This window comes from Kitasatospora sp. NPDC085464 (assembly GCF_044541955.1).
Lineage (GTDB): Bacteria > Actinomycetota > Actinomycetes > Streptomycetales > Streptomycetaceae > Kitasatospora.
The window spans coordinates 44,058-70,716 of the sequence record NZ_JBITTM010000033.1 but is presented as its reverse complement, the minus strand read 5'-3'; the positions used below and the strand labels follow the sequence as shown (position 1 = coordinate 70,716).

At 74.5% G+C, this 26,659-nt stretch carries 24 protein-coding genes and 1 tRNA gene; 7 read left to right on the top strand and 18 right to left on the bottom strand.

Annotated features, from left to right (window positions below; all coding sequences use genetic code 11):
* Positions 1 to 52: 52 nt before the first annotated feature.
* From ACIGG8_RS27870 to ACIGG8_RS27840, 7 genes are all read right to left on the bottom strand, one after another.
* Positions 53 to 1,000, bottom strand: coding sequence for a diiron oxygenase (locus ACIGG8_RS27870; protein WP_396551556.1), 948 nt, complete (start codon positions 998 to 1,000; stop codon positions 53 to 55).
* 212 nt (positions 1,001 to 1,212) lie between these two features.
* Entirely contained in the window at positions 1,213 to 2,265 is a 1,053-nt protein-coding gene (locus tag ACIGG8_RS27865; RefSeq protein ID WP_396551555.1) for an alpha/beta hydrolase, read from the bottom strand.
* Between the two features lie 453 nt (positions 2,266 to 2,718).
* Positions 2,719 to 4,056 carry an RNA polymerase sigma factor gene (locus tag ACIGG8_RS27860; RefSeq protein ID WP_396551554.1) on the bottom strand — a complete coding sequence of 446 codons (1,338 nt, stop codon included), beginning with the start codon at positions 4,054 to 4,056 and terminating at the stop codon, positions 2,719 to 2,721.
* Positions 4,053 to 4,430 carry a YciI family protein gene (locus ACIGG8_RS27855; RefSeq protein WP_350521460.1) on the bottom strand — a complete coding sequence of 126 codons (378 nt, stop codon included), beginning with the start codon at positions 4,428 to 4,430 and terminating at the stop codon, positions 4,053 to 4,055. Before ACIGG8_RS27855 ends, ACIGG8_RS27860 begins: the two co-directional genes overlap by 4 nt.
* A gap of 173 nt (positions 4,431 to 4,603) precedes the next feature.
* Positions 4,604 to 5,635 (bottom strand): RNA ligase family protein, encoded by a 1,032-nt coding sequence (locus ACIGG8_RS27850; protein WP_396551553.1) that lies wholly within the window; start codon positions 5,633 to 5,635, stop codon positions 4,604 to 4,606.
* A gap of 171 nt (positions 5,636 to 5,806) precedes the next feature.
* Positions 5,807 to 7,054 (bottom strand): 3-phosphoshikimate 1-carboxyvinyltransferase, encoded by a 1,248-nt coding sequence (aroA, locus tag ACIGG8_RS27845; RefSeq protein ID WP_396551552.1) that lies wholly within the window; start codon positions 7,052 to 7,054, stop codon positions 5,807 to 5,809.
* A 153-nt stretch (positions 7,055 to 7,207) separates the two neighbouring features.
* Positions 7,208 to 7,846 carry a TetR/AcrR family transcriptional regulator gene (locus ACIGG8_RS27840; RefSeq protein WP_396551551.1) on the bottom strand — a complete coding sequence of 213 codons (639 nt, stop codon included), beginning with the start codon at positions 7,844 to 7,846 and terminating at the stop codon, positions 7,208 to 7,210.
* 124 nt (positions 7,847 to 7,970) lie between these two features.
* Here ACIGG8_RS27840 and ACIGG8_RS27835 point away from each other — a divergent pair, with 124 nt between their 5' ends.
* On the top strand, positions 7,971 to 9,383 hold the full coding sequence (locus ACIGG8_RS27835) for an amidase (RefSeq protein ID WP_396551550.1): 1,413 nt from the start codon (positions 7,971 to 7,973) through the stop codon (positions 9,381 to 9,383).
* Between the two features lie 214 nt (positions 9,384 to 9,597).
* Here the strand turns inward: ACIGG8_RS27835 and ACIGG8_RS27830 are convergent, their stop codons facing one another.
* The 4 genes from ACIGG8_RS27830 to ACIGG8_RS27815 form a co-directional block, all read right to left on the bottom strand.
* Positions 9,598 to 10,272, bottom strand: coding sequence for a response regulator (locus ACIGG8_RS27830; protein WP_396551549.1), 675 nt, complete (start codon positions 10,270 to 10,272; stop codon positions 9,598 to 9,600).
* Entirely contained in the window at positions 10,269 to 11,489 is a 1,221-nt protein-coding gene (locus ACIGG8_RS27825; protein ID WP_396551548.1) for a sensor histidine kinase, read from the bottom strand. The genes ACIGG8_RS27830 and ACIGG8_RS27825 overlap by 4 nt, the downstream gene beginning before the upstream one ends.
* Positions 11,490 to 11,592: 103 nt before the next feature.
* Positions 11,593 to 11,781, bottom strand: a complete 189-nt coding sequence (locus tag ACIGG8_RS27820; RefSeq protein ID WP_396551547.1) for a hypothetical protein — start codon at positions 11,779 to 11,781, stop codon at positions 11,593 to 11,595.
* Between the two features lie 69 nt (positions 11,782 to 11,850).
* Positions 11,851 to 11,934 (bottom strand) — tRNA-Leu (locus ACIGG8_RS27815).
* A 298-nt stretch (positions 11,935 to 12,232) separates the two neighbouring features.
* On the opposite strand from ACIGG8_RS27815, the gene ACIGG8_RS27810 reads away from it, so the two are divergent.
* Together ACIGG8_RS27810 and ACIGG8_RS27805 are read left to right on the top strand one after the other, a co-directional pair.
* Entirely contained in the window at positions 12,233 to 13,849 is a 1,617-nt protein-coding gene (locus tag ACIGG8_RS27810; protein WP_396551546.1) for an AMP-binding protein, read from the top strand.
* 88 nt (positions 13,850 to 13,937) lie between these two features.
* On the top strand, positions 13,938 to 15,653 hold the full coding sequence (locus tag ACIGG8_RS27805) for a DUF885 domain-containing protein (RefSeq protein ID WP_396551545.1): 1,716 nt from the start codon (positions 13,938 to 13,940) through the stop codon (positions 15,651 to 15,653).
* Between the two features lie 289 nt (positions 15,654 to 15,942).
* Here the strand turns inward: ACIGG8_RS27805 and ACIGG8_RS27800 are convergent, their stop codons facing one another.
* Positions 15,943 to 16,428 carry an SRPBCC family protein gene (locus tag ACIGG8_RS27800; protein WP_396551544.1) on the bottom strand — a complete coding sequence of 162 codons (486 nt, stop codon included), beginning with the start codon at positions 16,426 to 16,428 and terminating at the stop codon, positions 15,943 to 15,945.
* Between the two features lie 91 nt (positions 16,429 to 16,519).
* Positions 16,520 to 17,203 carry a TetR/AcrR family transcriptional regulator gene (locus ACIGG8_RS27795; protein ID WP_396551543.1) on the bottom strand — a complete coding sequence of 228 codons (684 nt, stop codon included), beginning with the start codon at positions 17,201 to 17,203 and terminating at the stop codon, positions 16,520 to 16,522.
* Positions 17,204 to 17,261: 58 nt separating this feature from the next.
* Between ACIGG8_RS27795 and ACIGG8_RS27790 the strand changes: the two genes are divergently transcribed.
* The gene (locus tag ACIGG8_RS27790; RefSeq protein ID WP_396551542.1) at positions 17,262 to 18,734 is read left to right on the top strand and encodes an aldehyde dehydrogenase family protein; all 1,473 of its coding nucleotides are present in this window, start codon (positions 17,262 to 17,264) and stop codon (positions 18,732 to 18,734) included.
* Positions 18,735 to 19,151: 417 nt separating this feature from the next.
* Here ACIGG8_RS27790 and ACIGG8_RS27785 read toward each other — a convergent pair whose 3' ends face one another.
* Positions 19,152 to 20,111 carry a GlxA family transcriptional regulator gene (locus ACIGG8_RS27785; protein WP_396551541.1) on the bottom strand — a complete coding sequence of 320 codons (960 nt, stop codon included), beginning with the start codon at positions 20,109 to 20,111 and terminating at the stop codon, positions 19,152 to 19,154.
* A gap of 85 nt (positions 20,112 to 20,196) precedes the next feature.
* Here ACIGG8_RS27785 and ACIGG8_RS27780 point away from each other — a divergent pair, with 85 nt between their 5' ends.
* Positions 20,197 to 20,793: a cysteine hydrolase family protein gene (locus tag ACIGG8_RS27780; protein ID WP_396551540.1), complete on the top strand. Its 597-nt coding sequence runs from the start codon at positions 20,197 to 20,199 to the stop codon at positions 20,791 to 20,793.
* 21 nt (positions 20,794 to 20,814) lie between these two features.
* On the opposite strand, the gene ACIGG8_RS27775 is transcribed toward ACIGG8_RS27780, so the two are convergent.
* Positions 20,815 to 21,339: a hypothetical protein gene (locus ACIGG8_RS27775; RefSeq protein ID WP_350521477.1), complete on the bottom strand. Its 525-nt coding sequence runs from the start codon at positions 21,337 to 21,339 to the stop codon at positions 20,815 to 20,817.
* A gap of 157 nt (positions 21,340 to 21,496) precedes the next feature.
* Entirely contained in the window at positions 21,497 to 22,279 is a 783-nt protein-coding gene (locus tag ACIGG8_RS27770) for an SDR family oxidoreductase (protein WP_396551539.1), read from the bottom strand.
* Between the two features lie 103 nt (positions 22,280 to 22,382).
* Here ACIGG8_RS27770 and ACIGG8_RS27765 point away from each other — a divergent pair, with 103 nt between their 5' ends.
* Entirely contained in the window at positions 22,383 to 23,369 is a 987-nt protein-coding gene (locus ACIGG8_RS27765) for a sigma-70 family RNA polymerase sigma factor (protein WP_396551538.1), read from the top strand.
* Between the two features lie 77 nt (positions 23,370 to 23,446).
* Here the strand turns inward: ACIGG8_RS27765 and ACIGG8_RS27760 are convergent, their stop codons facing one another.
* Together ACIGG8_RS27760 and ACIGG8_RS27755 are read right to left on the bottom strand one after the other, a co-directional pair.
* On the bottom strand, positions 23,447 to 24,067 hold the full coding sequence (locus ACIGG8_RS27760) for a DinB family protein (RefSeq protein ID WP_396551537.1): 621 nt from the start codon (positions 24,065 to 24,067) through the stop codon (positions 23,447 to 23,449).
* 52 nt (positions 24,068 to 24,119) lie between these two features.
* Positions 24,120 to 24,695 carry a nucleosidase gene (locus ACIGG8_RS27755; RefSeq protein WP_396551536.1) on the bottom strand — a complete coding sequence of 192 codons (576 nt, stop codon included), beginning with the start codon at positions 24,693 to 24,695 and terminating at the stop codon, positions 24,120 to 24,122.
* Positions 24,696 to 25,241: 546 nt separating this feature from the next.
* On the opposite strand from ACIGG8_RS27755, the gene ACIGG8_RS27750 reads away from it, so the two are divergent.
* The gene (locus ACIGG8_RS27750; RefSeq protein ID WP_396551535.1) at positions 25,242 to 26,570 is read left to right on the top strand and encodes a hypothetical protein; all 1,329 of its coding nucleotides are present in this window, start codon (positions 25,242 to 25,244) and stop codon (positions 26,568 to 26,570) included.
* Positions 26,571 to 26,659 lie beyond the last annotated feature (89 nt).

Here is a 26,659-nt window from a genome sequence, read left to right as displayed (position 1 = left end):
CGGCGGTCCGGCGGGCAGGGGCGGGCGGCGCGGGTGCGCTTCCGACCGCAGGTCAGAGCATGTGCACGCGGCGGTAGACGGCCGCCGAGCGGCCGGTGAGCAGCCCGGTCTCGGCGAGGAAGGCCATCAGGTGCCGGGAGCTGGTGCGCATCATCGCCTTGCGGTGCTCGTTGGCCTGCACCTCGGCGAGCGCCCGCTGCACGTCGAGCCCGGCGGCCCGGTACACGCCCGGGTGGACCATGCTGGTGACGATGACGTACGCGCCCACGGCGATGCCGGTCGCCGAGGCGCGTCGGCGCGCCGGGCTCGCGTGCCGCATCCGCTCGCGGATCTCCTGCCGGGCGAACTTCATGTGCCGCGACTCCTCGACCACGTGGATCCGGGACGTCCCGCGGACGATCTCCAGCACGTTCTCGCCGCGCATCCAGTCGCGCTGCATGACGTCGAGCACCTCTTCGGCCACCAGGATGCCGCCGTAGGCGAGTTCGCCCTTGGCGAGCGCCTTGAACACGCGTCCGGCCTGGGCGATCAGCTTGTTCGGCCGGTAGGCGGGGACGCCCATCTTCTCGCAGGCCCGGGCGAACATGATCGAGTGGCGGCACTCGTCGGCGATCTCGGTGAGGGCGAACCGGAACTCGGCGCTGGCGGGGTCCTTGAGGTACTGGTCGCGCAGCACCATCTGCTGGAGGATCATTTCGAACCAGATGCCGGTGTTCATGATCGAGCAGACCTCGTGCCGGGTCAGGGTCACCCGCTGCCGCTCGGTCATCTCGTCCCACAGCCGCGTGCCGTAGAGCGTGCTCCACTCCGGGTTGAGGCCGTAGTGCTCCTCGGGGAGGGGGGCGTCCCAGTCGATCTCGGTCGAAGGGTCGAAGGAGAGGGCGGCGGCCGACTCCAGCAGCCGCTTCGAGACGTCGTCGTCGGCGGTGGTGTGACGGTCACTCCGGCGGTCGTCCTGACGGTGGTCCCGCCTCCGCGCCCTCGGGTCGGTGAGAGCCATGGCTGCCTCCAGGTGCCTGCTGCCGCGGGTTCCCGCTCACCCGCTTATTAGACGGACAGTACAATAAGACCCTGTCGCCGAAAACCCCCCGCGCAGCAGCGAACCGGCGCGCGGGCGGGCACGACGAAGGGCGGGACCATCGAGGCCCCGCCCTTCGCTGTGCTCGTCGCTCTTCTCGCCGTTTCGCTCGCCGCTTTGCTCGCTGGCCTCCGCTACGCCGAGGCCAGCGCCTGGCGCAGCGCCTCGGCGGCCTCCGCGGTCGCCTCCCGGAAGCGCCGGCCGATGCCGATGTAGTTGGCGTACCCGTGGATGAGGTCCGGCTGGCGGCTCAGCTGCACCGCCACCCCGGCCTCCTCCAGCGCCCGCGCGTACGCCTCGCCCTCGTCGCGCAGCGGGTCGAAGCCCGCGGTGCCGATGTACGCCGCCGGCAGACCGGCCAGGTCCCCGGCGAGCAGCGGCGACAGCCGCGGGTCGACGCGGTCGGCGGGCTCGGGCGCGTACCGCTCCAGGAACCAGTCCATGTCGGCGCTGGTCAGGAAGAACCCGTCGGCGAACAGCTCCCGCGAGGGGCGCCGGGTCGACGCGTCGGTCGCCGGGTACAGCAGCAGCTGGAACACCGGCGCGGGACCGCCCCGCCGCACGGCCTGCTGCGCCGCGACGGCGGCCAGGTTGCCGCCCGCGCTGTCCCCGCCGATCGCGATCCGCTCCGGGTCCGCACCCAGGTCGGCCGCCTTGGCGTGCGCGTAGTCGAACGCGGCCAGCGCGTCCTCGGCCGCAGCCGGGAACGCGTGCTCGGGCGCCAGCCGGTACTCCACCGACAGCACCCGCACGTGCGCCCGCTGCGCCAGGAACCGGGCGACGTGGTCGTGACTGGCCCGGCTGCCGACCACCCAGCCCCCGCCGTGCAGGTACACCAGCAGGCCGGAACCCTCCGCCAGGCCCTCCGGCGTGTACAGGGTCGCCGCCGACTCGCCCTGCTCCTGGGGGATCCCGACGGCCCGCGCGGCCACCGTGTGGAGCGTCGGCCCGCCCACCAGGTACCGGGCGTACTCCATCGCGGCCCGCGACGGCTCGACCCCACCCGGCATCACCAGGGCCGCCTTCGACTGCCGCTGCAGCTTGAGTATCAACTGCGCGTCCAACGCGAGCGTCTGCCCGTCCCGCACCACCGGCTTGCCCGCGATCGCCCGCCGCAGGCCCTCCGGCAGGGCGTACATGCCCCGGACGACGGCGGCCTGGATCCGGACGGGGAGTGGGATCGTCATCTCTTCTGCCTCCTGGGGACGGAACTGGGGACTCGGCTGGGAACCGCGCTCGGGACCGCGCTCGGGACCGGCCGGGGACGGTGTTGCCCGAACGGGAGCCCATGATGGGGCCGTCCCAGCAGAGTTGGAAGCCTCCTGGACGCCCTCTGAACCCACCCTCGACCCGACATACCCCCACGCTGGTCCGACACCCGGGGAAGTTATGTAGACCGGTCTACATTCTTGCCGCTGCCCGGCGCCACTGCACACGAGAAGTCGGCCAGGCCGACTTCCTGCGCAACGAGCACTTCTTCGGGGGTCGAATCAGTAGACCGACCGACATAATCCGGCACCCGCACCGCCCGCACCGTCACCACCCAGCCGCACAGGAAGTCGACCCGGTCGACTTCTCACACACACTGCGCCACCAGCCCCCACCCCGGCCCCCACCCGCGCGCGAATCAGTAGACCGACCTACATATTCGCCCCGCCCGCACCCTCAAGCCCCAAGGCCCGGTCTGCCAGGTGGCGGCGTTCGGGGGCGCTGGAGGTACGGGCGGCGGCTTCGCGGTAGGCGCGGGCGGCGGCAGCCGGGTCGGCGCCGAGCCGGTCGAGGAGGTGGGCGCGCACGGCGAGCAGGCGGTGGTGGCGGGCGAGGCGCCGGTCGGCGGCCAGCGCATCGAGGAGGGCGAGCCCGGCCGCCGGCCCGTGGACCATCGCCACCGCGACGGCCCGGTTGAGGGCGACCACCGGGTTGGCGTCGAAGCGCAGCAGCAGGTCGTACAGCGCCAGGATCTGCGGCCAGTCGGTGGCCTCGGCGGTCGCCGCCTCATTGTGCACCGCTGCGATCGCCGCCTGTACCCGGTACGGCCCGGGCTGCCCGCCCGGTAGCGCGGCGGCGATCAACTCCAGCCCTTCATCGAGCAGTTCGCGGTCCCAGCGGTCACGGTCCTGCTCCTCCAGCGGCACCAGCTCACCATACGGTCCGGTGCGGGCGGGTCGGCGGGCGTCGGTGAGGAGCATCAGGGCGAGCAGTCCCGCCGTCTCGGCGTCGCCCGGGGTGAGGCGCCGCAGCAGCCGGGTGAGCCGGATCGCCTCGACGGCGAGCCGCGGCACGGTCAACTCATCGCCGCCACTGGCCGTGTAGCCCTCGTTGAAGATCAGGTACAGCACGTGTCGGACCTCGCCGAGCCGCGCCGCTCCGCCGCCCCTTTCCCCCTTCCCCTTCCCCTTCCCCTTCCCCTTCCCCTGCCCCGCCCCCTCCCCGTCCCCCGCCCCGTCCCCCTCCGACGGCGCCAGTCGTCCGCCCGCCGCCCTCAGCGTCTGCTTGGCCCGGCTGATCCGCTGTGCCATGGTCGCCTCGGGCACCAGGAACGCGGCGGCGATCTGCGCGGTGGTCAGGCCGCCGACGGCGCGCAGGGTCAGCGCGATCCGGCTCGGTACCGACAGTGCCGGGTGGCAGCAGAGGAACAGCAGCGCGAGCGAGTCGTCCGCCGCCGGGTCGGGCTCGTCGGCGGCGGGGGCGAGCAGCGCCGCCTGCGGTGTGGCCAGCGCCAGCGTCTCCTCCCGGCGGCGCCGGGCCGACTCGCTGCGCACCTGGTCCACCAGTCGGCGGTCGGCGACGGTCACCAGCCAGCCGCGCGGGTTGGCCGGCACCCCGCCCGCCGTCCACTGCAGTGCGGCGGCCAGCAGGGCTTCCTGCACCGCGTCCTCACACGCGTCGAAGGCCCCGCCGTGCCTGCGTACCAGCGCGCCGAGGACCTGCGGCGCCAGTTCGCGCAGCAGGCCCTCGACGCCGTTCGGCTCGGTCACCCGTTCGCCGCGAGGTCGTTCGTCGGCGACTCGTGCAGGATCGGCCACAGCTCCACCGGCTCGACGTCCGCGAACGGCATGTCCGCCGCGATCTGCTGGGCGCGCTCCGGGCTCTCGCAGTCCAGCAGGTAGAAGCTGGCCAGGTACTCCTTGGTCTCCAGGTACGGCCCGTCGGTGATCACCGGCACGCCCTCCGCCCGCCGCACCAGCTGCGCGGCGGCCGCGTCCGCCAGCCCGTACGCGCCGATCAGCTCGCCGCTCTCGCGGTACTTGGTGTTGAACGCCTCCTGCTTGGCGATCGCCTCCGGCCAGGCCTCGGCCGGGAAGGAGTCCCACTTGGCCTGGTTGCCGTAGATCATCGCGACGTACTTCATGCCGGGTGTCCCCACTTCCGTCCCGCACGCCCCTCCGGCGCGCTGTCACCTCCCAGTCGGAGCCGCGGCAGGGGCCCTCGACATCGACGACGGGGTTTCTTCGACATATTTCCGTCGTCGGGCACTCGCCGTCGGAGATGCACCCTCGGAGATTCGGCGTCGGAGGATCCTTCTCAGGCGCCGCGCCGGTCCACGGCGTCGAAGGCCGCCAGCGCCCGAGCGCCCGGTTCCAGTGCCCGACGCAGCGCCGCCAGGCCGGGAGCGTCCAGGCCGCCCAGCGCGTCGGCGAGTTCCTCCGTCACGTCCTGTGCGATCTCCTCGGCCACCGCCTCCGTGGCCGTGCGCGGCCCCAGCTTGCTGACCGCGGCGGCCGCGCGGGCGGGCGTGAGCAGGGTCGACGCCTGAACCAGCAGCCACGCCGGCACCCCGGCCGCGCCCTCCGGCGGGGGCAGGTAGGGGCGGGCGCCTCCGTAGCGCTCGTCCTCGGCGAAGGCCTGCTGCTTCACCTTCACCAGCGGCCGGGCCACCGCCCCCGCCTCGCCCGACTCCCGCCACTGCCCGGTCGGTTTGAGGACGTACCCCTCCGCGAGGTTGTCCGCCAGCTCGGGCAGCCCGAACAGTGCGGGCACCCGGCTCGGGAACAGCACCGGGAGGTCCTGCAGCGCGTTCAGCGGGCCGTGGCCGAGGAGCGGCACGCAGGTGAGCCCGGCGGTGCCCGCGGCGGTGCGCAGGGCGCGGTCGGCGATCCACCAACGGCCTTCGGGTGTCCGTACGGTGGCGTCGAACGGCAGCCAGCGCAGGCCGGGGTCGTACCAGACGCCGGTCTGCACCGGTTCGACCCCGTCGGCGGCGGGCACGTCGGGGTGCGGGTAGCGTCCGCCGGCCAGCTCGCCGTAGACGGTCACCACCGCCGACGGGCCCCACGGCCCGCGCACCGCGCCGGCGAGCCGGGCCGCGGCGACGGCGAGCCGGGGCCAGATGCGGCTCACGCCGAAGAAGCCGTCCAGCCCTTCGTCGTCGAGCAGTTGACGTCGTTTCGCGGGGCGCACCGAATCGCCCTCGCAGACCACCGCGAAGTGCGCGCCGTGCACCTTCTCCGCCGCGACCCACTCGCGGCTGCCGGGCCCGCCGGAGCGGCCGCGCGCGGGGATCTTGGGATAGGACTGCAGCTCGGCCGCGTCGAACACCGTCGTCGTCTCGGACACGAACAGGATCCTCGCCGCCGGATCCGCCCGCCGGCAACCGGGATTCCCGGCCCCGCCGATCCCACGGGGTGCGTGCTCGGACCGGACACGCCCGGACCCGACGCGCTCGGACCGGACACGCTCGGAGCCGTACGCCGCGGCAGACCCGGACACGCTCACCCTGGTGCGCGGTCAGACCGCCCACTGCGAGCGCAGCCGGGCGAACGCCTCGTGGAACCCGGGGAAGGTCTTCCGCACGCACCCCGGGTCGTCGAAGGTGATCCCCGGCGTGCGCAGCGAGGTGACGGCGAAGGACATCACGATCCGGTGGTCGGAGTGCGTGGTGACCTCGACCGGGCGCGGCGCACCGGGGTGGATCTCGATCCAGTCGTCGCCGGTCGCGACCGTGATGCCCATGGCGCGCAGGTTGGCGGCGCAGGCCTCCAGCCGGTCGCACTCCTTGACCCGGGTGTTGTGGACGTCCTCGATCCGCACCGGCCCGGACGCGAAGGGCGCGATCGCCGCGAGGGTGGGCATGGTGTCGGAGATGTCCCGCATGTTGACGGTGAGGCCGTTCAGCGTGCCGTCGCCCGCCACCGTCGTACGGTCGCTCCCGACGTCCACCCGGACGCCCATCCGCCGCAGCACCTCCACGAAGCGCAGGTCGCCCTGAAGGGCGTCCCGGCCGAGGCCGGGTACGGTGACCTCCCGTCCGGCGACGGCCGCGGCGGCGAAGAAGTAGCTCGCGGTGGAGGCGTCCGGCTCGACGGCGTACGGGACGGCCCGGTAGCCCCCGGACGGCACCTCGAACACCTCGCCGCCGGGCATCCGCTCGCGCTTCACCTCGACCCCGAACTCCCGCATCATCGCCAGGGTGATGCCGATGTACGGGGCGGACACCAGCCGGGTGACGGTGATCCGCAGCCCGTCCCGGGTGAGCGGGCCGAGCAGCAGCAGCGCGGTCAGGTACTGCGAGGACTCCCCGGCGTCGAGGGTGAGTCCGCCGCCGCGGACGCCGTCGGCGACGACCGTGAGCGGGTGGTGCCCCTCGGCCTCCTCGTGCCGCAGGTCGACGCCCAGCTCGCGCAGCGCCCGGGTCAGCGGGGCGACGGGACGGCGGCGCATCTGCGCGGAGGCGTCGAAGCGGTAGGTGCCGCGGCCGGCGGCGGCGAGGGCGGGCAGGAAGCGCGCGATGGTGGCGCCGTCCCGGCAGTACACCTCGGCCGTCTCCACGCCGGGCCCGGCCGGCCGTCCCGTCACCCGCCACCGGTCCGCCGCCCGCTCGACGTCGTACCCGAGGGCGACCAGCCCCTGCGCGAAGCCCTCGGTGTCGTCCGAGGCCAGCGGCCGGTGCAGGGTGGTCACGCCGTCGGCGGCGGCGGCCAGGAACAGCGCCCGGGCGGTGATGGACTTGGACCCCGGGATCTCGACGGCAGTCACGGCAGGCTCTCCCTACACAGGTGTGTCCAGCGATGTCGGCCCGATCCTGCCGTACCTGCGCCCTGCCGTTCCCGGCCTTCCACGGACCGGACGGCGACGGCCCGACGACCCCCACCCCCGGTCCGGACTCCGCCCCGCGCGGACCCCGCCGGCTCAGCGGCGCCCCCAGAGCCCGACCAGGTGGGCGTGCAGGACCTCCTCCGCCTCCTCCGCCGTCCGGTGTCCGACCAGCACGTGCGCGGTGAGCCCGTCCGCCAGGGCCAGCAACGTCCGGGCCTCGGTCCGATCCGCCGGACGACCCTCTGCCGACTCCCCGAGCCCAGCCCCGCCTCTGTCCCCGTCCCCGTCCCCGTCCCCGGAAGCCTCCGCGAGCAGCCGCACCACCAACTCCTCCAGGGCCGCGTAGCTGCTCCGCAGGGTCGCCGCCAGCGCCGGGTTCACCGCGGCCCCGGCGACGAAGGCGAGCCAGATCCTGGCCTCGGCCCGGTGTTCCTCGCGCAGCAGCGCCACTTCCCGGGCCACCAGCCCGAGTTCGCTGGCGGCCGACTGCGCCGGGCCGGCGGCCAGCCGCCTCCGGACCCTCTCGGTGACGCGCTCGCCGATGCGCACGAGGGCGAACCGCAGCATCTCCTCCTTGGTGCGGAAGCAGCGCTGGACGGCCCCCATCGACACCTCGGCGCGGGTGGCGACGTCCCGGAGGGTGACGCCCTCCAGTCCGTGTTCGTCCATCAGCAGGCAGACGGCGTCGGCGATCTGCCGGCGTCGGCCCTCGTGGTCCACCTGCTTCGGCATGTCCGGCCTCCTCGTCCCGGCCTCCGGGGTCCGGGGCCGTCAATTATTCGATGCAAGCGTATCGGTTCTCGGACTATGGTTCCGATGCAACCGCATCGGAACCAATCCGAGGAGACCCGCACCCATGCCCCTGTGGAACAGGACCGCCACCGAACTCGCCGCCGCCGTCCGGGCCGGCGAGGTCTCCGCCCTCGACGTGGTCGACAGCCACCTGGACCGCATCGCCGAGGTCAACCCCCACCTGAACGCCGTCACCCAGCTCCTCGCCGACCGCGCCCGCGAGGCCGCCCGGCACACCGACCGGCGCCGGGCCGCGGGCGAGGACCCGGGCCCGCTCGCCGGCGTGCCGTTCACCGTGAAGGAGTGCACCCCCATCGCGGAGGTGGCCACCACCTTCGGCACCCCGCGCTTCCGCAACCACGTCGCGCCCGTCGACGCCGTCCCGGTGGCCCGTCTGCGCGCCGCCGGGGCGATCCCGATCGGCCACAGCAACATGCCGACGCTGATCCTGGCCGGGATGCACACGCGCAGCGAGCTCTACGGCGACACCCGCAACCCGTGGGACCCGAGCCGCACCCCCGGCGGCAGCAGCGGCGGCGACGGCGTCGCGGTCGCCGCGGGCATGGCCCCGCTCGGGCTCGGCAACGACTCCGGCGGCTCGCTGCGGATCCCGGCGGCCTTCTGCGGCGTCGCCGCACTCAAGCCGACCACCGGCCGCTTCCCCGCCGACCAGCGCCTCCTCGGTCCGGACGACCCCGGCCCGGCCTCCCAGGTCCTGGTCACCGACGGCCCGGTGGCCCGGACGGTCGCCGACCTCCGGCTCGCGTACGAGACACTGGCCGGCACCGACCCCCGCGACCCGCGCGCCGTCCCCGTCCCGCTGTACGGCGAACCCCTCGGTCGCCCGCCACGGGTCGCCGTCGTCGCCGACCCGGGCGGCCACGGCGTCCACCCCACCGTCCGCCGGGCCGTCGAGACCGCGGCCGACGCGCTGCGCGACGCGGGGTACGACGTCCGGGAAGTCCCCGACGTGCCGAGGCTGCAGGAGGCCTACGACGCCTACCACCGGCTCACCGTCACCGAGTTCGCCCCGAGCTGGCCCGTCGTACGGCAGCTGCTGGGCGAAGGCGGCGACCGCTTCATCGACCTGACGATGCGCAGCACTCCGCCCGCCGACGCCCCCGGGCTCATCCGGCTCATGAGCGCCTGGATGAACATCCGCCGCTCCTGGACGGAGTTCCTGCACGAGTACCCGCTGCTGCTGGGCCCGGTCTTCACCGAGCCGCCGGTCGAACCGGGCCTGGAGTCGCGGGACCAGGCGGGCCGGGACCGCGTCGCCTCGGGCATGCGGCTCTGCTCGGTGACCAGCTTCGTCGGTGTCCCGGCCGTCGCCGTCCCGACCGGGCTCGCCGACGACGGTCTACCCACCGGCGTGCAACTCGTCGGGCGGGCGTTCCGGGAGGACCTGTGCCTAACCGCCGCCCAGGCCGTCGAGGACCGGCTCGGCGTGCTCACCCCGGTCGACCCGCGGCCGTAGCGGCCGTAGCCGCCGTAGCGGTCCGCGGGGTCCGCGGGGTCCGCGGAGTCGGCGGAGTCGGCGGAGTCCGCGGAGTCCGCGGAGTCGGCGGAGTCGGCGGGGTCCGCGGAGTCGGCGGGGTCCGCGGAGTCGGCGGGGTCGGCGGGGTCGGGGGCCGGGGGCGGCGGGGTCGGCGGGCCGGGGGCCGGGGGCCGGGGGCGGCGGAATGCCGCGGCTACGCGCCCTGCAGGCCCGGCACGACCAGTCCCGACTCGTACGCGATCACCACCGCATGCGTCCGGTTCTGCGCGCCGAGCTTGGTCAGCACGTTCCCGACGTGCGTCTTCACCGTCTCCGGACTCACCGCCAGCGACTGCGCGATCTCCGGGTTCGACGACCCGGTCGCCATCAGCCGCAGCACCTCCTCCTCCCGCCCGGTCAGCGCCGCCCGGGGCAGCGCCCGAGCGGAGTCCAACGGGCGGGCGGCCACCATCCGGCGCAGCGCGGCGGGGAAGAGGATCGCCTCCCCCGCCGCCGCCACCCGCACCGCTTCGGCGATCTGCGGGACCGGCCGCCGCTTCAGCACGAAGCCGCTGGCCCCGGCGCTGAGGGCGGCGGTGACGTAGTCGTCGTTCTCGAAGGTGGTGATCACGACGACCTTCGGCGGGTCGGCGTCCCCGGCCAGCAGTTCGCGGGTCGCCTCGATCCCGTTGCGGCGCGGCATCCGCACGTCCATCAGCACCACGTCCGGGCGCAGCCGCCGCACCTGCTCGACGACCTCGACCCCGTCGGCCGCCTGCCCGACCACCGCGATGCCCGGCTGGGCACCCAGCAGGGTGCCCAGACCGCTGCGGGTCACCGGGTCGTCGTCGGCGATCAGGACGGTGACGGGGCGTTCCGGGCTGCTCACGCCGACAACCGTATCGGCAGCCGGACCGCCAGCCGCCAGTACTGTTCCCCGCGCGCACCCTGCAGCCCGGCCTCGAACTCGCCGTGCAGCAGGCGGACCCGCTCGGCGAGGCCGGGCAGGCCGTGGCCGGAGGTGGGGAAGCCGCTCGGGCCGGCCTTGACCCCGTTGACCACACCCAGTTCCAGTCCGTCCGCCGCGACCACCACCCGCAGCTCGATCGGCCCGCCCGCGCCGTGCCGCAGCGCGTTGGTCAGGCCCTCCTGCAGGATCCGGTACGCGGCGCGGGAGAGCGTGCCGTGGACCTGCTCCGGATCACCGAGGACCACCGTCTCCACGACGGCACCCGCGTGGCGCAGCCGGTCCAGCAGTTCGGGCAGGTCGGCGAGGGTCCGGGTCGGCGCGACGCCCGCCTCCTCCTCCCTCAGCACGCCCAGCACGTAGTCCAGGTCCTCCAGCGCCGCCCGGGCCGACTCCTCGATGCTGCGCATGGCGGCCCGGGCGGCCGCCGGATCGGCGGCGAGCACCTCACCGGCGACGGCGGCCTGGATGGTGGCGGCGGTCAGGGTGTGACCGATCGAGTCGTGCAACTCGTGCGCCAGCCGGTTGCGTTCGGCCAGTGCCCGCTCCCGCTCGGCCGCCATCGCCAGCCGCTCCGCCTGCGACGGCCCGAGCAGCCGCGGCGCCAGCCACCGCAACGCACCCGACACCGCCACGAACAGCACCACCAGCAGCACCAGGCAGACCACCGACACCAGTCGGCCCCAGCCTCCCGTCAGCTCCTTGGACCACCCGAACAGGCTGAACCGCGCGTCCCCCTTCGCGTATCCGGTGGACAGGAACAGTCCCATCGTCAGCAGCACACCGCCGCCGAACAGCACCGCCCACCCCGACATGACGTGCAGCACCAGGAACGCCGGTGTCCGCCACCGTTCCCCCGCCGCACCCTTCACCGGATCCGGCAGCGCCACCCCGAGCAGCCGCCGCGCCGCCCGGACCAGCGCCCGCCGCGTCACCCCGGCCAGGCCCACCACCCCGATCAACACCACCCAGAGCGCGAGCGACAGCACCTCCGGCAGCGCGTACGGATCCGCCTGCATCCCCGCTGCGGGCACCGCCGCGACCAGCGCCAACGGCAACCCCGCCACCGCCCCGAGAACGGCGAACAACACACCTGAATACGTGGAGCCGCGCAACAACGGCCGAAGGACCTTGATCATGGTCGCCAGTATTGCCACGCCCCCCGCACCCGGCCTCCCCCGATCGAGGGAGCATCCCGTCCCCGCATCCGACCGGACGGTCCCGACACCGTGCCTGGGCCGGTCAGCAGGGTCGGTTCGTCGGGGTGGCCGTGCCCGTCCGGGTGCGGTCGTAGGCGGGGTCGACGGTGCCGAACAGGCGGTCCCAGACGGTGGTGTAGAAGCCCAGGTTGACGGACGGGTCGACGTGGTGGCCGACGTGGAACGCCGGCAGCGTCACCCAGAGCAGGTTGGCCGTCGGCGCCCCGCCCACCACCTGAACCGGACCGAGTCCGGAGAACAAAACGGCCGGTCGATCCGAAGATCGACCGGCCGTTCGCTGTGCGCGAGGGGGGAGTTGAACCCCCACGCCCTTTCGGGCACTGGAACCTGAATCCAGCGCGTCTGCCTATTCCGCCACCCGCGCATCTGGGTGATGGGTTAAGCATAGACCATCTGGAGGGGTGCTTCCGACCACGTCCGGGCGACGCCCACGGTCACCCTCTCCGGCCGGGCTCCAGCCCGGCTCCGTCGGGCATCCGGCTCCGTTCCAGGTGGCGCCGGCCGGGGCAGGCGGCTCGGCGCCCGAGCCGGCGGGGATGAAGCACGAGGACCCCGACCCAGGCCCAGACCCAACCCCGGCCCCTCCGACAATCCACCCCGGCGAGGAGGACCGAGGAGGAAACTCCCGGATCGGACACGAAGGATGGGGCTAGTCTGGGGCCATGGTTGTGAATGGCACAGACCAAGTAGCCACGGACGAACAGGAGTTCATCAGCGCTCCGGCTCTGATCCTCCGTTCCCTCGCCGCCCGCCCCGACCGGCGGGCCATCACCACGGCCGACGGCACGGTGATCACGGCCGGCGACTTCGCCGCCGCCACGTACCGGCTCGCCCACGAGCTGGTCGCCCGGGGCGCGGCCCGCGGCACCACCGTGACCCTGCTGACGGGCAACACCGCCGAGGCGCTGAGCGCGCGCTACGCCGCCGGGCTGGCGGGCGCACGGGTGGTGAACCTGTACGACGGCATGAGCGCGGCGACCCTGGCCGAGATCACGACGAGCGTCGACACCGCCGTCCTGCTGGTGGACGCCGAACGGTACGCGACGGCCGCCGAGTTGCTGCCGCTCGTCGACGTGCCGACCGTCCTCACGCTGGGCCCGGGCCCCGAGACGACCGGCTCCACAGCGACCGGCTCCACAGCGATCGGCTCCACAGCGATCGGCGAGGACGTCGTCGCCGCTTCCGCGCACCGGCCCGCCGAGCCGCCGGCCGTCCGGATCGGCCCGGACGACGACCTGGGCATCCGCCACACCGGCGGCACCACCGGCATCCCGAAGGGCATCCGCAGCCTGCACGGCCCGTACCGGAGCGCCTTCGACGCCCAGTACGGCGGCCCCGACCCGGATGCCGCCCCGCCCCGCTTCCTCGCCGCCACCTCCCTCGCCCACCTGGCCGGGGTGCTGTCCGACCTGACGTTCCACAGCGGCGGCTCGGTGGTCATCCAGCGCTCCTTCGACCCCGGTGAGGTCCTGGCGGCGGTCGAACGCGAGCGCATCACCGACCTCTGGGTGCTGCCGCCGCTGCTGTACCAGCTGCTCGACCATCCGGCGATCGGCCGCACCGACCTGTCCAGCCTGCGCCGGGTCTCGTACGGCGGCTGCGCCGCTTCGCCGTCCCGGGTGCGCGAGGCGATCGAGGTGTTCGGGCCGGTCCTGGTGTCCGGCTACGGGCAGTCGGAGGCGCAGAACATCTCGATGCTCGCGCCGCACGAGCACGACCGGATCGGGCGCGGCGGCCAGCTCTCGGTCGGCCGGCCGCTCCCGGGCGTCGAGGTGGCGGTCCGGGCCGAGGACGGCACCGAGCTGCCGGCCGGGGAGCAGGGCGGGATCCACGTCCGCTCGGCGACCGTCATGGCCGGGTACTGGAAGCGGCCCGACCTCACCGCCGAGGTCCTGCGCGACGGTTGGCTGGACACCGGCGACATCGGCTACCTCGACGAGGACGGCTACCTCTACCTGGCCGACCGGAGCAAGGACAAGATCATCGTGGTCGGCGGGCACGTCTACCCCACCGAGGTGGAGGAGTTGCTGCTCACCCACCCGGCGATCGCCCAGTGCGCGGTCTACGGGGTGCGCGACGCCCAGGAGGCGGAGCACGTCCACGTCGCCGTCGTCCCCGCACCGGGGCAGCAGCCCGAACTGGACGACGTCCGCGCGTTCGTCACCGCCCGCAAGGGCCGGATGTACGCACCGGAGGCCCTGCACGTGCTGGCCGAGATCCCGCTGACGGCCGTGGGCAAACCGGACAAGAAGCTGCTGCGCGACTCCCACGCGGGCTGAGAACTGCCCCCCGGGGGGCGCTTCCGGGCGGATCCTCCGCGGACGATCCGACCGGAAGCACCCCCGACGGATGGGCCATCATGGCGCCATGGCAGATGAAACGATCACCGCTCGCACCATCGCCGACCGCCACCTCGACCGGGTGGCCGCCCACGACCCCTTGCACGCCGCATGGTTGGGCCTGCACCCGGGCGACGACCGGCAGCCGGACCTCTCCCCGGAAGGGTTCGAGGCGCTCGCCGACATCGCCCGACGCACCCTCACCGCGCTCGACGCCACGCACTCCGCCGGCGACCACAAGACAGCCCCCACCGCAGCCGTCACCGCAACGGACCCCGCCGACCGGACCTGCGCCCGGCTGCTCCGCGAGCGGCTGACCGCCGAACTGGCCGTGCACGACTCCGGCGAGAACTTCCGCCAGCTGCGCAACATCGCCGCGCACGTCCACCACGTCCGGGACATCTTCAGCTACATGCCGACCGCCACCGACGACGACTGGGCCGCGGTGGCCGGCCGGATGCGCAACCTGCCCGCCGCCCTCGACGGGTACCGCGCGACCCTCACCGAGGGCATGTCCCGGCGGCTGTTCGTCGCGCCCCGCCAGGCGGCCGCGGTCGTCGACCAGCTCACCGCCTGGACCGGCGAGGACACCGGGAACGCCGGGTGGTTCGCCGGCTTCGTCGCCCCCGGCCCCGAACGGCTGCGCGGCGAACTGGACGCCGCCGCCCTCCGGGCCACCGCCGCCACCGCCGAGTTCCGCGACTGGCTGCGCGACACCTACGCCCCGGCCACCGTCGGCACCCCGGACGCCGTGGGCCGGGAGCGCTACCGGCTCGCCGTGCGCCACCACACCGGAGCCGAGGTCGACCTGGACGAGGCCTACGCCTGGGCCTGGAGCGAGTTCCACCGGACCGCGGCCGAGATGCGCGCCGCGGCCGACCGCGTACTGCCCGGAGCGGGAGCCCTGGAGGCGATGCGGCACCTGGAGCGACACGGCCACGCGGTCGAGGGCGAGGAGGCGGTCCGTGACTGGCTGCAGCAGATCATGGACGGGGCCATCACCGCCCTCGACGGCACCCACTTCGACATCTCCGGGCCGCTGCGCCGGGTCGAGTCCCGGATCGCCCCGGCGGGCAGCGCCGCCTCGCCGTACTACTCCGGCCCGAGCCTGGACTTCAGCCGCCCCGGCCGCACCTACTTCCCCACCCTCGGCCGGGACTCCTTCCCGACCTGGCAGCTCGTCAGCATCTGGTACCACGAGGGCGTCCCGGGCCACCATCTGCAGCTCGCCCAGTGGGTCGCCCTCGCCGACGAACTCAGCCGCTACCAGACGACGCTGGGCATGGTCAGCGCCAACGTCGAGGGCTGGGCCCTGTACGCCGAGCGCCTCATGGACGAGCTGGGCTTCCTCGACGACCCGGCGCACCGCCTCGGCTTCCTCGACGAACAGATGCTGCGCACCATCCGGGTGATCATCGACATCGGCATGCACCTGGACCTGGCCGTCCCGGCCGACGCGGGCTTCCACCCCGGCGAGCGCTGGACCCCGGAACTCGCCACGGAGTTCATGGCCACGTACAACGGCAGCCCGGCCGAGCTGCGCGACAGCGAGATCGTCCGCTACCTCGGCTGGCCGGGCCAGGCCATCGGCTACAAGCTCGGCGAACGCGCCTGGCTGCGCGGACGTGACGCGGCCCGCAGCCGTCTGGGCGCCGGGTTCGACCTCAAGACGTGGCACATGAAGGCGCTCGCCCTGGGCTCGCTGGGACTCGACGACCTGGTCGACCGACTCGCCGCGCTCTAGAGCCGGCGCGACAGCTCGCCCGGCGCGGCAGAACGGGCTCAGCAGCTCGCCCGGCCCAGCAGCCCGCCGGCCCAGCAGAACGGGCGCAGCACCTCCGCCGAATCCCCGGGAGATCCCCACCGGACTTCACCCCACCGTGGGGTTTGGCTCAACGAAGTGCCACCCGGGTGCCGAGAAGGCAAGAGGGGTGGCGGCGCTGAGGGTCGCCACCCCGCTCCGCACACGGTCCGGCCGGGCGGACGTCCGCCCGGCCGTCCGCCCGCCCGTCCGTCCGTCCGTCCGGCGCGGCTCAGGCGGCGCCGAAGTGCCGCTTGGTGTCGCCGATCAGGCCCTTCAGGAACGCCGCACCCGGGACCCCGGTCAGCGCCGCCGGCCGTGCCAGCAGGGGGACCGGCTCGAAGGCGAAGGTCCAGGTGAAGCGGGTGCCGTTCGCCGTGGGCTCGACGAGGTAGTCCTCGCCGAAGCGCCGGAACAGCGGCAGGCTGGCCTGCGCGACGCAGAACGAGTGCCGCACCCCCTCCTCCCACCGCACGAACTCCTCGCGCAGCCGCAGCACGCCGCGCGCGGTGATCTCCCGCGTCGTGCCGACACCGTGCGGGGCGGGCGAGGTGTAGCGGCCGCCGCCCAGACCGCGGCACCAGGACAGCGGCGTGTCGCCGGCGAGGCCCTGCCAGACGGTCTCGGGCGCCACGGGGAGGTCCATGGTGAACGAGTGGCGGTGCGGGGCGGTGTCGAAGAAGGACACGTCGAAGCGTTCGAGCGTGGACCAGGGCATGGTTCCCCTCCTGTCGGTGTGGCGACGTCCTGTCGGTGTGGCTACGTCTGTCCGTGCGGATGCATCAGTCCGTGCCGGACGCGGGGGCCGGTCACCCGCCGGCGGGCGCCCCGCCGCCCACCGCCCGCAGGGCGAAGGGCAGGAAGCGGTCCGCCGCCTCCCGCGCGGTGGCCTCGTCCACCTGCTCCGGCAACCGGGGGGTGAGCAGGAACCGGCCCATCACCGGCCCGACCACCACCTCGCCGAGCAGCTCGGCGTCCTCGACCGGCGGGATCTCCCCCCGCTCGACGGCGCTCCGCACGACCTCGGTCACCCGCCGGTACACGGGCGCCAGGAGGGTCACGGTGAGCGCCTCGGCCAGGGCGGTGTTGTGCGCCGCCTCGCCGATCAGGGCCCGCATCACCCGGCCGCTCTCTCCGGTCATGGCGGTGGCCTTGTCCCGGAGCACCACGCGCAGATCGCCCTCCAGGCTGCCGGTGCCGGGCAGGCCGTACGGGTCCTCCTCGGCGAAGCTCGCGGCGGCGGCGACCACCAGGTCCTCCTTGGACGACCAGCGCCGGTAGAGGGTCGCGGTGGAGACGCCCGCCCTGGCGGCCACCGCGGCGGTGGTCAGTCCGCCGTAACCGTTCTCGGCCAGCACGGCCAGCGTGGCCTCCAGCAGCGCCCGGTCCCGGGCGGCATCCCGGGGGCGACCCCGGCGGGGTGCTGTCCCGGACGGGGCGGGCGACGCGGGCGACGTCGGGGACGCGGGCGGGGTGGGGGTGGTGCGGGTCATGCCGCCAGTTTACCGCCAATAGAAACGAAATCATTTCGTTTCGTTTATGCTCGGCGGCATGAGCGCTTCCACCGAGACCACGCCCGGCACGACCGCCTCCGCCGAGTCGGCGCCTGCCCCCACCGACGCCACCTCCGCCGCAGCAACCTCCGCCGCGGCCACCGTCGCCGCGGCCACCGTCGCCCGCCTCGGCGCCGCCTTCACCGCCGGCCGCACCAAGCCCGTCGCCTGGCGCAAGGCCCAACTGCGCGCCCTGCGCCGCCTGCTGGTCGAACAGGAGGACGTCTTCGCCGCCGCCCTCCACACCGACCTCGGCAAGCACGCCGCCGAGGCGTACACCACCGAGATCGGGTTCACCGTCAGCGAGATCGACCACACCCTGCGCCACCTCGACCGCTGGCTGCGCCCGAGCCGCGTCCCGGTGCCGCTGGCGCTGCAGCCCGCCCGGGCCCGCACCGTGCGCGAACCGCTGGGCACCGTGCTGGTCATCAGCCCCTGGAACTACCCGTTGCAACTGGCCCTGGCCCCGCTGGTCGGCGCGATCGCGGCGGGCAACTGCGTGGTGGTCAAGCCCAGCGAACTCGCCCCGGCCACCTCGGCGGCGCTCGCCCACTGGCTGCCCCGCACGCTCGACCCGCAGGCCGTCGCCGTCGTCGAGGGCGGCGTCCCGGAGACCACCGCCCTGCTGGAGCAGCGCTTCGACCACGTCTTCTACACCGGCAACGGCACGGTCGCCCGCATCGTGATGACCGCCGCGGCCCGCCACCTCACCCCGGTCACCCTGGAGTTGGGCGGCAAGAGCCCCGCCGTCGTCGAGCCGGGCACCGACCTCGCGACCGCCGCCCGCCGCATCGCCTGGGGCAAGTTCATGAACGCCGGCCAGACCTGCGTCGCCCCCGACTACGTCCTCGCCATCGGCGGGAGCGCGACCGCGATCGAGGCGCACCTGACCGCCGCGGTCCGCGAGATGTACGGCACCGACCCGAAGGAGAGCCCCGACTACGGCCGCATCGTCAACGAGCGCCACTTCGACCGCCTGACGGCCCTGCTCGGCGACGGACGGATCGTCACCGGCGGGGACCACGACCGCGCCGAACGCTACCTCGCCCCGACCGTCCTCGCCGACGTCGACCCGGAGGCGCCGGTGATGCGCGAGGAGATCTTCGGCCCGGTCCTGCCGATCGTCAGCGTCCCCGACCTCGACGCCGCCATCGCCTTCATCACCGCCCGGGACAAGCCCCTCGCCCTGTACGCCTTCACCGCCTCGGCCCGCACCAAGCACCGCCTGACCACCGAGACCTCCTCCGGCGCCCTGTCCTTCGGCGTCCCCAACGCCCACCTCACCGTCCCCGGCCTCCCCTTCGGCGGCGTCGGCGAGAGCGGCATCGGCGCCTACCACGGCGCCCACACCATCGACACCTTCAGCCACACCAAGGCCGTCCTCGACAAACCCCTCCCCGCCGACACCCTCCGCCTCGCCTACCCGCCCTTCACCCCCCTCAAGTCCCGCATCCTCCGCCGCTTCCTCTGAACCCCCGCACCGCCGGTCGCCGCCCTCACCGTCCCCCCTACCGGCGGCAACCGGCACTCTCTCCGATTCGACGAAGTCCCGCCGGCCGAGCGAGCACGCCTCCGACGGCCGCTACACACTGTTCTACGCCGTCCACGCCGATGTCCCGGACGACCAGCAGAACGACGTCCTCCGCAAGGTCCGGGACCTGCTCACCGGCGAAGGGCTCAAGGTCACGGAGTACCAGGAGATCCCGGCCGGCGATCCCCCGGCCCAGCCCGCCGCCGCCTTCTCCGCCCGGCACCCCGACAGCCAGTACGTCGTCGACGTCGACAGCACAGGGGGTCACAACCGGATGTCCCTTGCGGTCCGTACTCCTTGCCTGCTGCCGCCGCCCGAGTCGGCCCCGCCGACCACGCCGGCGCCGACCGGTACGGCCTAGTCGTCCTGCCGGCCGCGGAACGCGCGGCGGTACTCCCTCGGGGCCACGCCGACGCGCGCGGTGAAGACCGGCCGCAGGGAGACCGCCGAGGAGAAGCCGCAGCGCGTGGCGACGGTGTCGACGGGGAGGTCGGTCTCCTCCAGGAGGCGCTGGGCGGTGAGGACCCGCTGGTCGAGGAGCCAGCGGGTCGGGGTGGTGCCGGTGGCGGCGGCGAAGCGGCGGGCGAAGGTCCGTTCGGACATCAGGGCGGCGGCCGCCATCCGCGGGACGGTCCACGGGGTGTCGAGGGAGGCGAGGATCTCGGCGCGGACGCGGTCGAGCGGGTCGTCCGCGGTGGGGGCCGGGACCGGGGTGGGGATGAACTGGGCCTGGCCGCCGGCCCGGAAGGGGGCGGTGACCATGGCGCGGGCGATGGTGGCGGCGGCCTGCTGGCCGTGGGCGGTGCGGACGAGGTGGAGGCAGAGGTCGATGCCCGCCGCGACGCCGGCCGAGGTCCACAGGCCCTCGCCGCCGGTGAAGAGCACCTCGGGTCGGACCGTCACCGCCGGGAAGCGGCGGGCGAGTTCGGGGGCGAGGGCCCAGTGGGTGGTGGCCTCGCGGCCGTCCAGCAGGCCGGCCTCCGCGAGGACGAAGGCGCCCGCGCAGAGCGAGGCGATCGGGACGCCGTCGGCGTGGACGGCCCGCAGGGCGTCGAGGACGACGGGATCGCGCTCCGCCGCCGGGTCCTCGACGCCCGGGACGACGACCAGGTCGCAGTCGGCGAGCCCGGCCGTCCCGTGGTCGGGGACACGTTCCAGCCCGCCGCCCAGCCGGACCCGGGTGCCGTCCGGGCCGCAGACCCGCAGGTCGAAGGCGGGCAGTCCGGGCCGGGCGACGCGGTTGGCCCACACCTCGCCGATCACCGCGTAGTCGAAGGCCCGGACACCGTCGAAGATCAGACAACCCACCGTTCGCATGGCAGAGAACCTATGGCAGGAATCCATCGATGGGTGGCATCTCCGCCCATCACGCCGCCGGCACGCCGGCGAGCACGATGGACGCATGACGAACACCGACGCATTCGACGCCCCGCTCACCCTCGACCCCGACGCGGTCCTGCTGCTCATCGACGTCCAGAAGGGCTTCGAGGACCACGAGTTCTGGGGCCCCCGCGACAACCCGCAGGCCGAGCAGCGGATGGCCGAGCTGATCGCCGCCTGGCAGGCCACCGGCCGCCCGGTCGTCACCGTGCAGCACGCCTCCACGGCCGGGCCGCTGGTCGAGGGCACGCCGGGGTACGAGCTGAAGGACTTCGTCGCCGACGTCACTCCCGCGCTGCACATCACCAAGACCGTCAACAGCGCCTTCTACGGCACCCCCGACCTGCACGCCTGGCTCCGGGAGCGCGGCGCCCGGCAGCTGGTGGTCACCGGGATCATCACCAACGTGTGCAACGAGACCACCGCCCGGATGGCGGGCAACCTCGGCTACGACGCGATCTTCCCGACCGACGCCATGCACGCCTTCGACATGACCGGCCCCGACGGGACCACCCTCCCCGCCGCCGAACTCGCCCGCGCCACGGCCACGGTGCTGCACGCGATGCGGTTCGCCAAGGTGGTGACGACGGAGCAGGTGCTCGACGCGGCCGAGGCCTGACCGGCGGCGGAGCCCGGGCGGCTAGTCCCTGATCAGCAGCCGGTACGCGTTCCCCTCCTCGGCGTTGAGCAGCACGTACGACGCCCCGAGGCCGAGCGCGACCTCCCGCAACCGGGCCAACGCCTCGGCCTCGGACGGGACTTCCAGGCCGAGTGCGGCGGCGGCCGCGTCCCGGTCGGCGTAGTGGCCGGGCTCGTCCTCCAGGTACTCCTCGGCCGCTTCCGCGCTCTCCTCCACCGTCAGCCGCCGGCAGTCCCGCCACCACGGCACGGCGAGCAGCAGCCGGACCAGCTCCGGCACCCCGACGGCCAGCAGGGCGGCGCCGCCCTCGGAGTCGGCGAAGAGCACGGGCCGTTCCTCGCCGCCCTCGCCGCAGAGGAAGTAGGTACCGCCCGCGCCGTCCTTGGCCACCGGCTCCAGGGCCTCACCGGAGGCGAGCACCACCGCCTCGACGTGCTCGTACCAACGGGAGGGGTCGAACTCGCCCGGCCAGGCCAGGTAGTCGGCGGCGGCGGGGTTGGCGCGGATCGCGTCGAGGAGGGACATGGCGGCCACCCTACGGCGTACCGCTGACAGGGACTCAGGCCGACCGGAACCGGGCGCCGGGACCCGGAACGGCCGGGAGGACGGGACCGGGACGACCGGGACCAGGCCGGACCCGGGCCGGCCGGACCCGGTCCCACCGGCCCCGGTCCGTCGGGGCTCAGGCCGCCAGCCGCTGCGCCAGGTACTCCTCCCAGGTCCGCCGCCCGTGCTCCGCCCCCGGCCGGGCCAGGTTCTCCCCCGCCCGGTAGGCGCGCCCGACCTTCCCCGGCACCCGCACCGGCAGCTGCCGCCGGCCGCGGCCGCGGGCCTCCAGGTACCGCCGGGTCAGCTCGCGCATCTCGTACACCGTGGGGCCGGCCAGGTCGGGCACCGCCCCGGCGGGCTCGTCCAGCGCCAGCTCGACCATCCGGGCGGCGACCTCGCGCACGTCCACGGGCTGCCAGCGGACGCCGCCGGGGGCCGGGACGACCGGCAGCTTCACCATCTTCTCGACGACGGTGAACGCCAGGTCGTGGAACTGCGCGGCCCGCAGCACGGTGTACGGCAGGCCCGAGCCGGCGACCGCCTCCTCGGCGGCGAGCTTGGCCCGGAAGTAGCCGAGCGGGATCCGGTCCGCGCCGATCACCGAGATGTACACCAGGTGCCGCACGCCCGCCCGCCGGGCGGCCGCGACCAGCAGCGCGGTGGCGGTGTCGTCGCCCTTCGGACCGCCCGCGAGGTGCAGCACGGTGTCCACGCCGGCCAGCGCCTCATCCAGCCGGACGGCCGCCTCGGCCGGGTCTCCGAGGAGGTCGCCGCGCGCGTAGGTCACGCCGTCGGCGGCGGCACGCTGGCGGCGGCTGAGCACGCGCACCGGCCGACCGGCCGCGCACAGCAGCGGCACGACCTGCCGGCCGAGCGTGCCGGTGCCTCCGGTGACCAGGACGGGATTGTTCGTCACGATCGTCTCCGATTCGTCCGGGGCGGGGAGTTGATCTCCCCGCCGCAGCCGTTGTTGGGTGGCTCCTGCTGCCCTGACCCCCGGCGACGAAGGAATGTGACACGTGGACGACGCGGTGGACGAGACATCTGCCCGGACCGCGCTCTTCGAGGAGCAGCGCCCGCACCTGCGCGCGGTCGCCTACCGGATGCTCGGCTCGATCAGCGAGGCCGAGGACGCCCTGCAGGAGGCCTGGCTGCGGTACGACCGCACCGACACCGCCGGGGTGGAGAACCTCGGCGGCTGGCTGACGACGGTGGTGTCACGGGTGTGCCTGAATCTGCTGCGCGCCCGCGCCCAGCGCCGTGAGGAGCCGCTGGAGCCCGCCGGTCCGGGCGGTGAGCCGGGCCCGCCGCGCATCCCGGACCCGCTGCTGCGGCGCGAGGGCGTGGTGGACCCCGAGCAGGAGGTGATGCTCGCGGACTCGGTCGGCCTGGCGATGATGGTGGTGATGGAGTCGCTGTCGCCGGCCGAGCGGGTCGCCTTCGTGCTGCACGACCTGTTCTCCGTGCCGTTCGACGAGATCGCCCCGCTGATCGAGAAGTCGGCGGCCGCGACCCGGCAGCTGGCCAGCCGGGCCCGCCGCAAGGTGCAGGGGCAGGCGCCCGTGCCCGACCCTGACCTCGGCCGCCAGCGGCTGGCCGTGGACGCCTTCTTCGCCGCCGCCCGCAACGGGGACCTCGATGCCCTGGTCGCCGTGCTCGACCCGGACGTGGTGCTGCGTTCGGACGGCGGGGCGGCGATGGCCCGGCACACGGTGGTGCTCTCGGGCGCCGCCACGGTGGCCGGCCAGGCCGTCCTGTGGGGCACGCTGTCGCCGTTCGCCCGCCCGGCGCTGGTCAACGGCACCGCGGGCGCCGTGGTGATCGGCGACAACGGCCGGGCGCTGTCGATCATGGCGTTCACCGTGGCGGACGGCGCGATCGTCGCGATCGACGTTCTCACCGACCCCGAGCGGCTGGCCGCGCTGGACCTCTCGCAGTTCCGGGACCGCCGGGACGACGAGGCGCGCCGGGACGACGAGGCGCGCCAGGACGGCGAGCAGCGGTAGGACGGCGAGCAGACAGCAGGACGGCGAAGGGGTGGGAGGGCCACCGCCTCCCACCCCCGTCCACCCCCGGAGCGTCCTCAGCGCCCGACCGCGCCGTCCAGCTGCTCGCGGATGATGTCCGCGTGCCCGGCGTGCCGACCGGTCTCCTCGATCATGTGGACCAGCACCCACCGCAGCGACGGCCCCTCGGCCGCGTCCGGCCGCAGCGAGCGCACGCCCGGCCGGTCGAGGTCCGGGGCGGCGGCCGCCACCGCGTTGGAGCGCGCGATCGCGTCGCGGTACGCGGCGACCGCGGCGGCCACGGTCGCGTCGTCCAGCAGGTTCTCTTCGGAGTCCCGGGGCTTCTCGCCGACGCCCTGGTAGGCCCACGCGAACCAGTTGTGCTCGACCACGGTCAGGTGCCGCACCAGCCACAGCAGGCTGGTGCCGGAGGGCACGCCGGGGCGGCGGGCGTCCTCGTCGGAGAGCCCGTCGACCTTGGCGAGCACCGCCCCGCGCAGGTAGTCGAGGAAGGCGAGCAGCGTGGTGGGCTCGTCCGCGTTCGCGCTCGGCGGCCGGGTGTCGGAGAGTTTGCTCGGCGCGGCGCCCGGGGCGGCGTTCCCGGTGCCCTCGGTGCCTTCGGTGCCTTCGGTGCGGTCAGCGGGCTCGGCGTGCGCGGCGGGCTCGGCCTGCGCGGTGTTGTCGGTGTTGTCGGTCACCGCGCCACCCTAGCCACCGCCCGTCCGCCGGGGAACGGAATATGAGCGCCCGTCACCAGCCCTGCGCGGCCACCCAGTCGGCGAGGTGCCGGGCACAGTCGTCGACCGACTCCTGCCAGGTGCGCACTGCTCCGGCCCCGGCCTCGTCGCTGACGTGCTTGACCAGCCGCACCGGGACGCCGGCCCGGTGGGCGACGGTGGCGATCGCGTAACCCTCCATGTCGACCAGGTCGGCGTGCTCGGCGAGCCGGTCACGGGCGGCCGGGTCGGAGACGAACAGGTCGCCGGTGGCGAGCACCGGGCCGTCGCCCTTGCCGATCACCAGCGGGGCGCCGTACTGACGCCCGGTGAGCGCCTGCAGGGCCGCGGTGTCGAGGTCGTGCTGGATCACCTGGACCACGTGGTGGGTGCCCTCCCAGCCGGGACGCAGCGCACCGGCCGTGCCGAGGTTGATCACCTCGGAGGGCTTCTCGCCCCCGGCGAGGACGGTGGCCAGGGCGGCGGTGGCGTTGACCTTCCCGATCCCGGTGAGCAGCACGGGCAGTCGGCCGTCCAGGTGGGCGGCCTCCTCGCGCACGGCGACGACGAGCAGCGGGCGGTCGGGCGAGATCGTTCCAAGCAGGCGCATGTGCCCATCGTACGGAGGGAGGGGGTGCCGCACCGGGGAGCGCGCGCCCACGAACGCACCCCCGGCACTCCGCCCGGTCGGGGGAACCGCTCGGGGTGCGGGTGGCGTCGGAGGGTTCGCCACCTCTCCGTACGGGCGACGGCACGAACGCCGACCGGACGACACCGCGAGCGGCACCGCGGGCGTGCGGGCCGCGTGCCCGAGCTTTACGGAGGCGTGCGGAACCGTGCACGACATGCTCAAGATCGGCGCAAGTCGGGTGTGGCCGGGGGGGAGTCACGGCCATACTGCTGCCATCGGCCGGGCCCCGGCGAACGGGCCCGGCTCCAGGGGAGGATGAGGCGGGTGGCGACACCAGAAGGCAACGGCGCACCGGGGGCCGCGATCCCGGCCCGGCCACCGGGAGCACGGGCCGCGACGGGCACGTCGGTGCTCGTGGGTCCCGGCGGCCCCCCGGCGGCCGGCCCCGGCACTGCACCCGGCCGGACACCCGGCCGGGCACTCGCCGGGGCACCCGGCGGACCACCCGCCCGGCGCCCCCGGACGGTGGTCGCCACCGGCGTCCGCGCCCGGCTCGCGCAGGCCGGCCAGACGGCGCCCGGCCGGATCCGGCTGGCCGGTGTGGTGCTGGCGACGCTCACCGTGGCGTTCGGCGGGCTCACCGCCTGGCAGTTGGAAACCAGGGCGCAGGCCGCCGACCGGGTGGTCTCGTACAGCCAGCCGCTCAGCCGGGACGCCGCCGAGATCCACCGCAACCTGGCCGACGCCGCGACCACCGCGGCGAGCGGCTTCCTGCTGGCCGGCGCCGAGCCGAAGGACGTCCGGGACCGCTACGAGCAGGACCTCGCCACGGCCGCAAAGCTGGTCGCCGAGGCCGCCGCCCGGACCACCTCGACCTCCCCCGCGCAGGGCTCGCTCGCCCGGCTGAACCAGCAACTCCCCTCGTACGCCGGTCTGGTGGAGACCGCCCGGGCCGACAACCGGCAGGGCATCCCGCTCGGTGGCGCCTACCTGCGGTACGCCTCCGAGCAGATGCAGACGGTGCTGCTGCCGGCCGCCGCCGAGCTGGCCGCCACCGAGAACGAGGAGCTGGCGAAGGACTACGCCGCCGCCAAGTCGGTGCCGTGGGGGGCGTACGGCCTGGCGCTGGTGACCCTGGCGGCGCTGGTCCAGGTGCAGCTGACGCTGTTCCGCCGCACCAACCGGGTGTTCAACATCGGGCTGCTGGGCGCCACCGCCGCCGTGCTGGCCGGCGCGCTCTGGCTGACCGTCACCGGGCTGACCACCGACGCGGCCCTGAAGCGCAGCGACAGCGAGGGCGCCACCCCGCTGCGGGCGCTCAACTACGCCCGGGTCGACGTGCTGACCGCCCGGCTGGCGGAGAACCTGCACCTCGTCGCCCGCGGCTCCACCACCAAGTACGCCGACCAGTGGAACAAGGCCACCGAGCACCTGGACGGCGTCGCGTCCGCGGACATCCCGCTGGAGCGGCGCTTCGGCTCGCTCCCGGAGGCCGCCCGACTCGCGCCCGCGGCGGCCGAGCAGAGCGTCCAGGACGCGGTGACGCGGTTCGACCAGTGGCGCCAACAGCACGACAAGGCCCGGAAGCTGGAGGTCGACGACGCCGACTACCAGGGCGCCCTGGACGCGACCGTGACGGCCACCGCCGGCGCGCCCACCGCCGACGCCTACTTCAGCGCCACCGACCGGGCGCTCGCCCGGGCCGCCGACATCGAGCAGGACCGGTTCGAGCAGTCCGCGAAGGGCACCGGCGGGGACCTCCGCACCGCCGCCGTCGCGGCCGCGCTGCTCGGTCTGGTGGCCGCGGCCGCCGCGCTGCGGGGCCTGGGCCGACGACTGGCCGAGTACCGGTAACCGGCAAGGGGGAACGGACAGATGCGCAGGACAACCGCACGCACCGGGTCACGCTCGTGGTCACGCTCCGGGTCACGCTCCGGGTCACG

Bases quoted from the DNA above. Each gene is read 5' to 3' on its own strand.
- ACIGG8_RS27870 (WP_396551556.1), bottom strand. From the start codon at position 1,000: ATGGCTCTCACCGACCCGAGGGCGCGGAGGCGGGACCACCGTCAGGAC.
- ACIGG8_RS27865 (WP_396551555.1), bottom strand. From the start codon at position 2,265: ATGACGATCCCACTCCCCGTCCGGATCCAGGCCGCCGTCGTCCGGGGC.
- ACIGG8_RS27855 (WP_350521460.1), bottom strand. From the start codon at position 4,430: ATGAAGTACGTCGCGATGATCTACGGCAACCAGGCCAAGTGGGACTCC.
- ACIGG8_RS27840 (WP_396551551.1), bottom strand. From the start codon at position 7,846: ATGCCGAAGCAGGTGGACCACGAGGGCCGACGCCGGCAGATCGCCGAC.
- ACIGG8_RS27835 (WP_396551550.1), top strand. From the start codon at position 7,971: ATGCCCCTGTGGAACAGGACCGCCACCGAACTCGCCGCCGCCGTCCGG.
- ACIGG8_RS27825 (WP_396551548.1), bottom strand. From the start codon at position 11,489: ATGATCAAGGTCCTTCGGCCGTTGTTGCGCGGCTCCACGTATTCAGGT.
- ACIGG8_RS27810 (WP_396551546.1), top strand. From the start codon at position 12,233: ATGGTTGTGAATGGCACAGACCAAGTAGCCACGGACGAACAGGAGTTC.
- ACIGG8_RS27805 (WP_396551545.1), top strand. From the start codon at position 13,938: ATGGCAGATGAAACGATCACCGCTCGCACCATCGCCGACCGCCACCTC.
- ACIGG8_RS27800 (WP_396551544.1), bottom strand. From the start codon at position 16,428: ATGCCCTGGTCCACGCTCGAACGCTTCGACGTGTCCTTCTTCGACACC.
- ACIGG8_RS27795 (WP_396551543.1), bottom strand. From the start codon at position 17,203: ATGACCCGCACCACCCCCACCCCGCCCGCGTCCCCGACGTCGCCCGCG.
- ACIGG8_RS27790 (WP_396551542.1), top strand. From the start codon at position 17,262: ATGAGCGCTTCCACCGAGACCACGCCCGGCACGACCGCCTCCGCCGAG.
- ACIGG8_RS27785 (WP_396551541.1), bottom strand. From the start codon at position 20,111: ATGCGAACGGTGGGTTGTCTGATCTTCGACGGTGTCCGGGCCTTCGAC.
- ACIGG8_RS27780 (WP_396551540.1), top strand. From the start codon at position 20,197: ATGACGAACACCGACGCATTCGACGCCCCGCTCACCCTCGACCCCGAC.
- ACIGG8_RS27775 (WP_350521477.1), bottom strand. From the start codon at position 21,339: ATGTCCCTCCTCGACGCGATCCGCGCCAACCCCGCCGCCGCCGACTAC.
- ACIGG8_RS27755 (WP_396551536.1), bottom strand. From the start codon at position 24,695: ATGCGCCTGCTTGGAACGATCTCGCCCGACCGCCCGCTGCTCGTCGTC.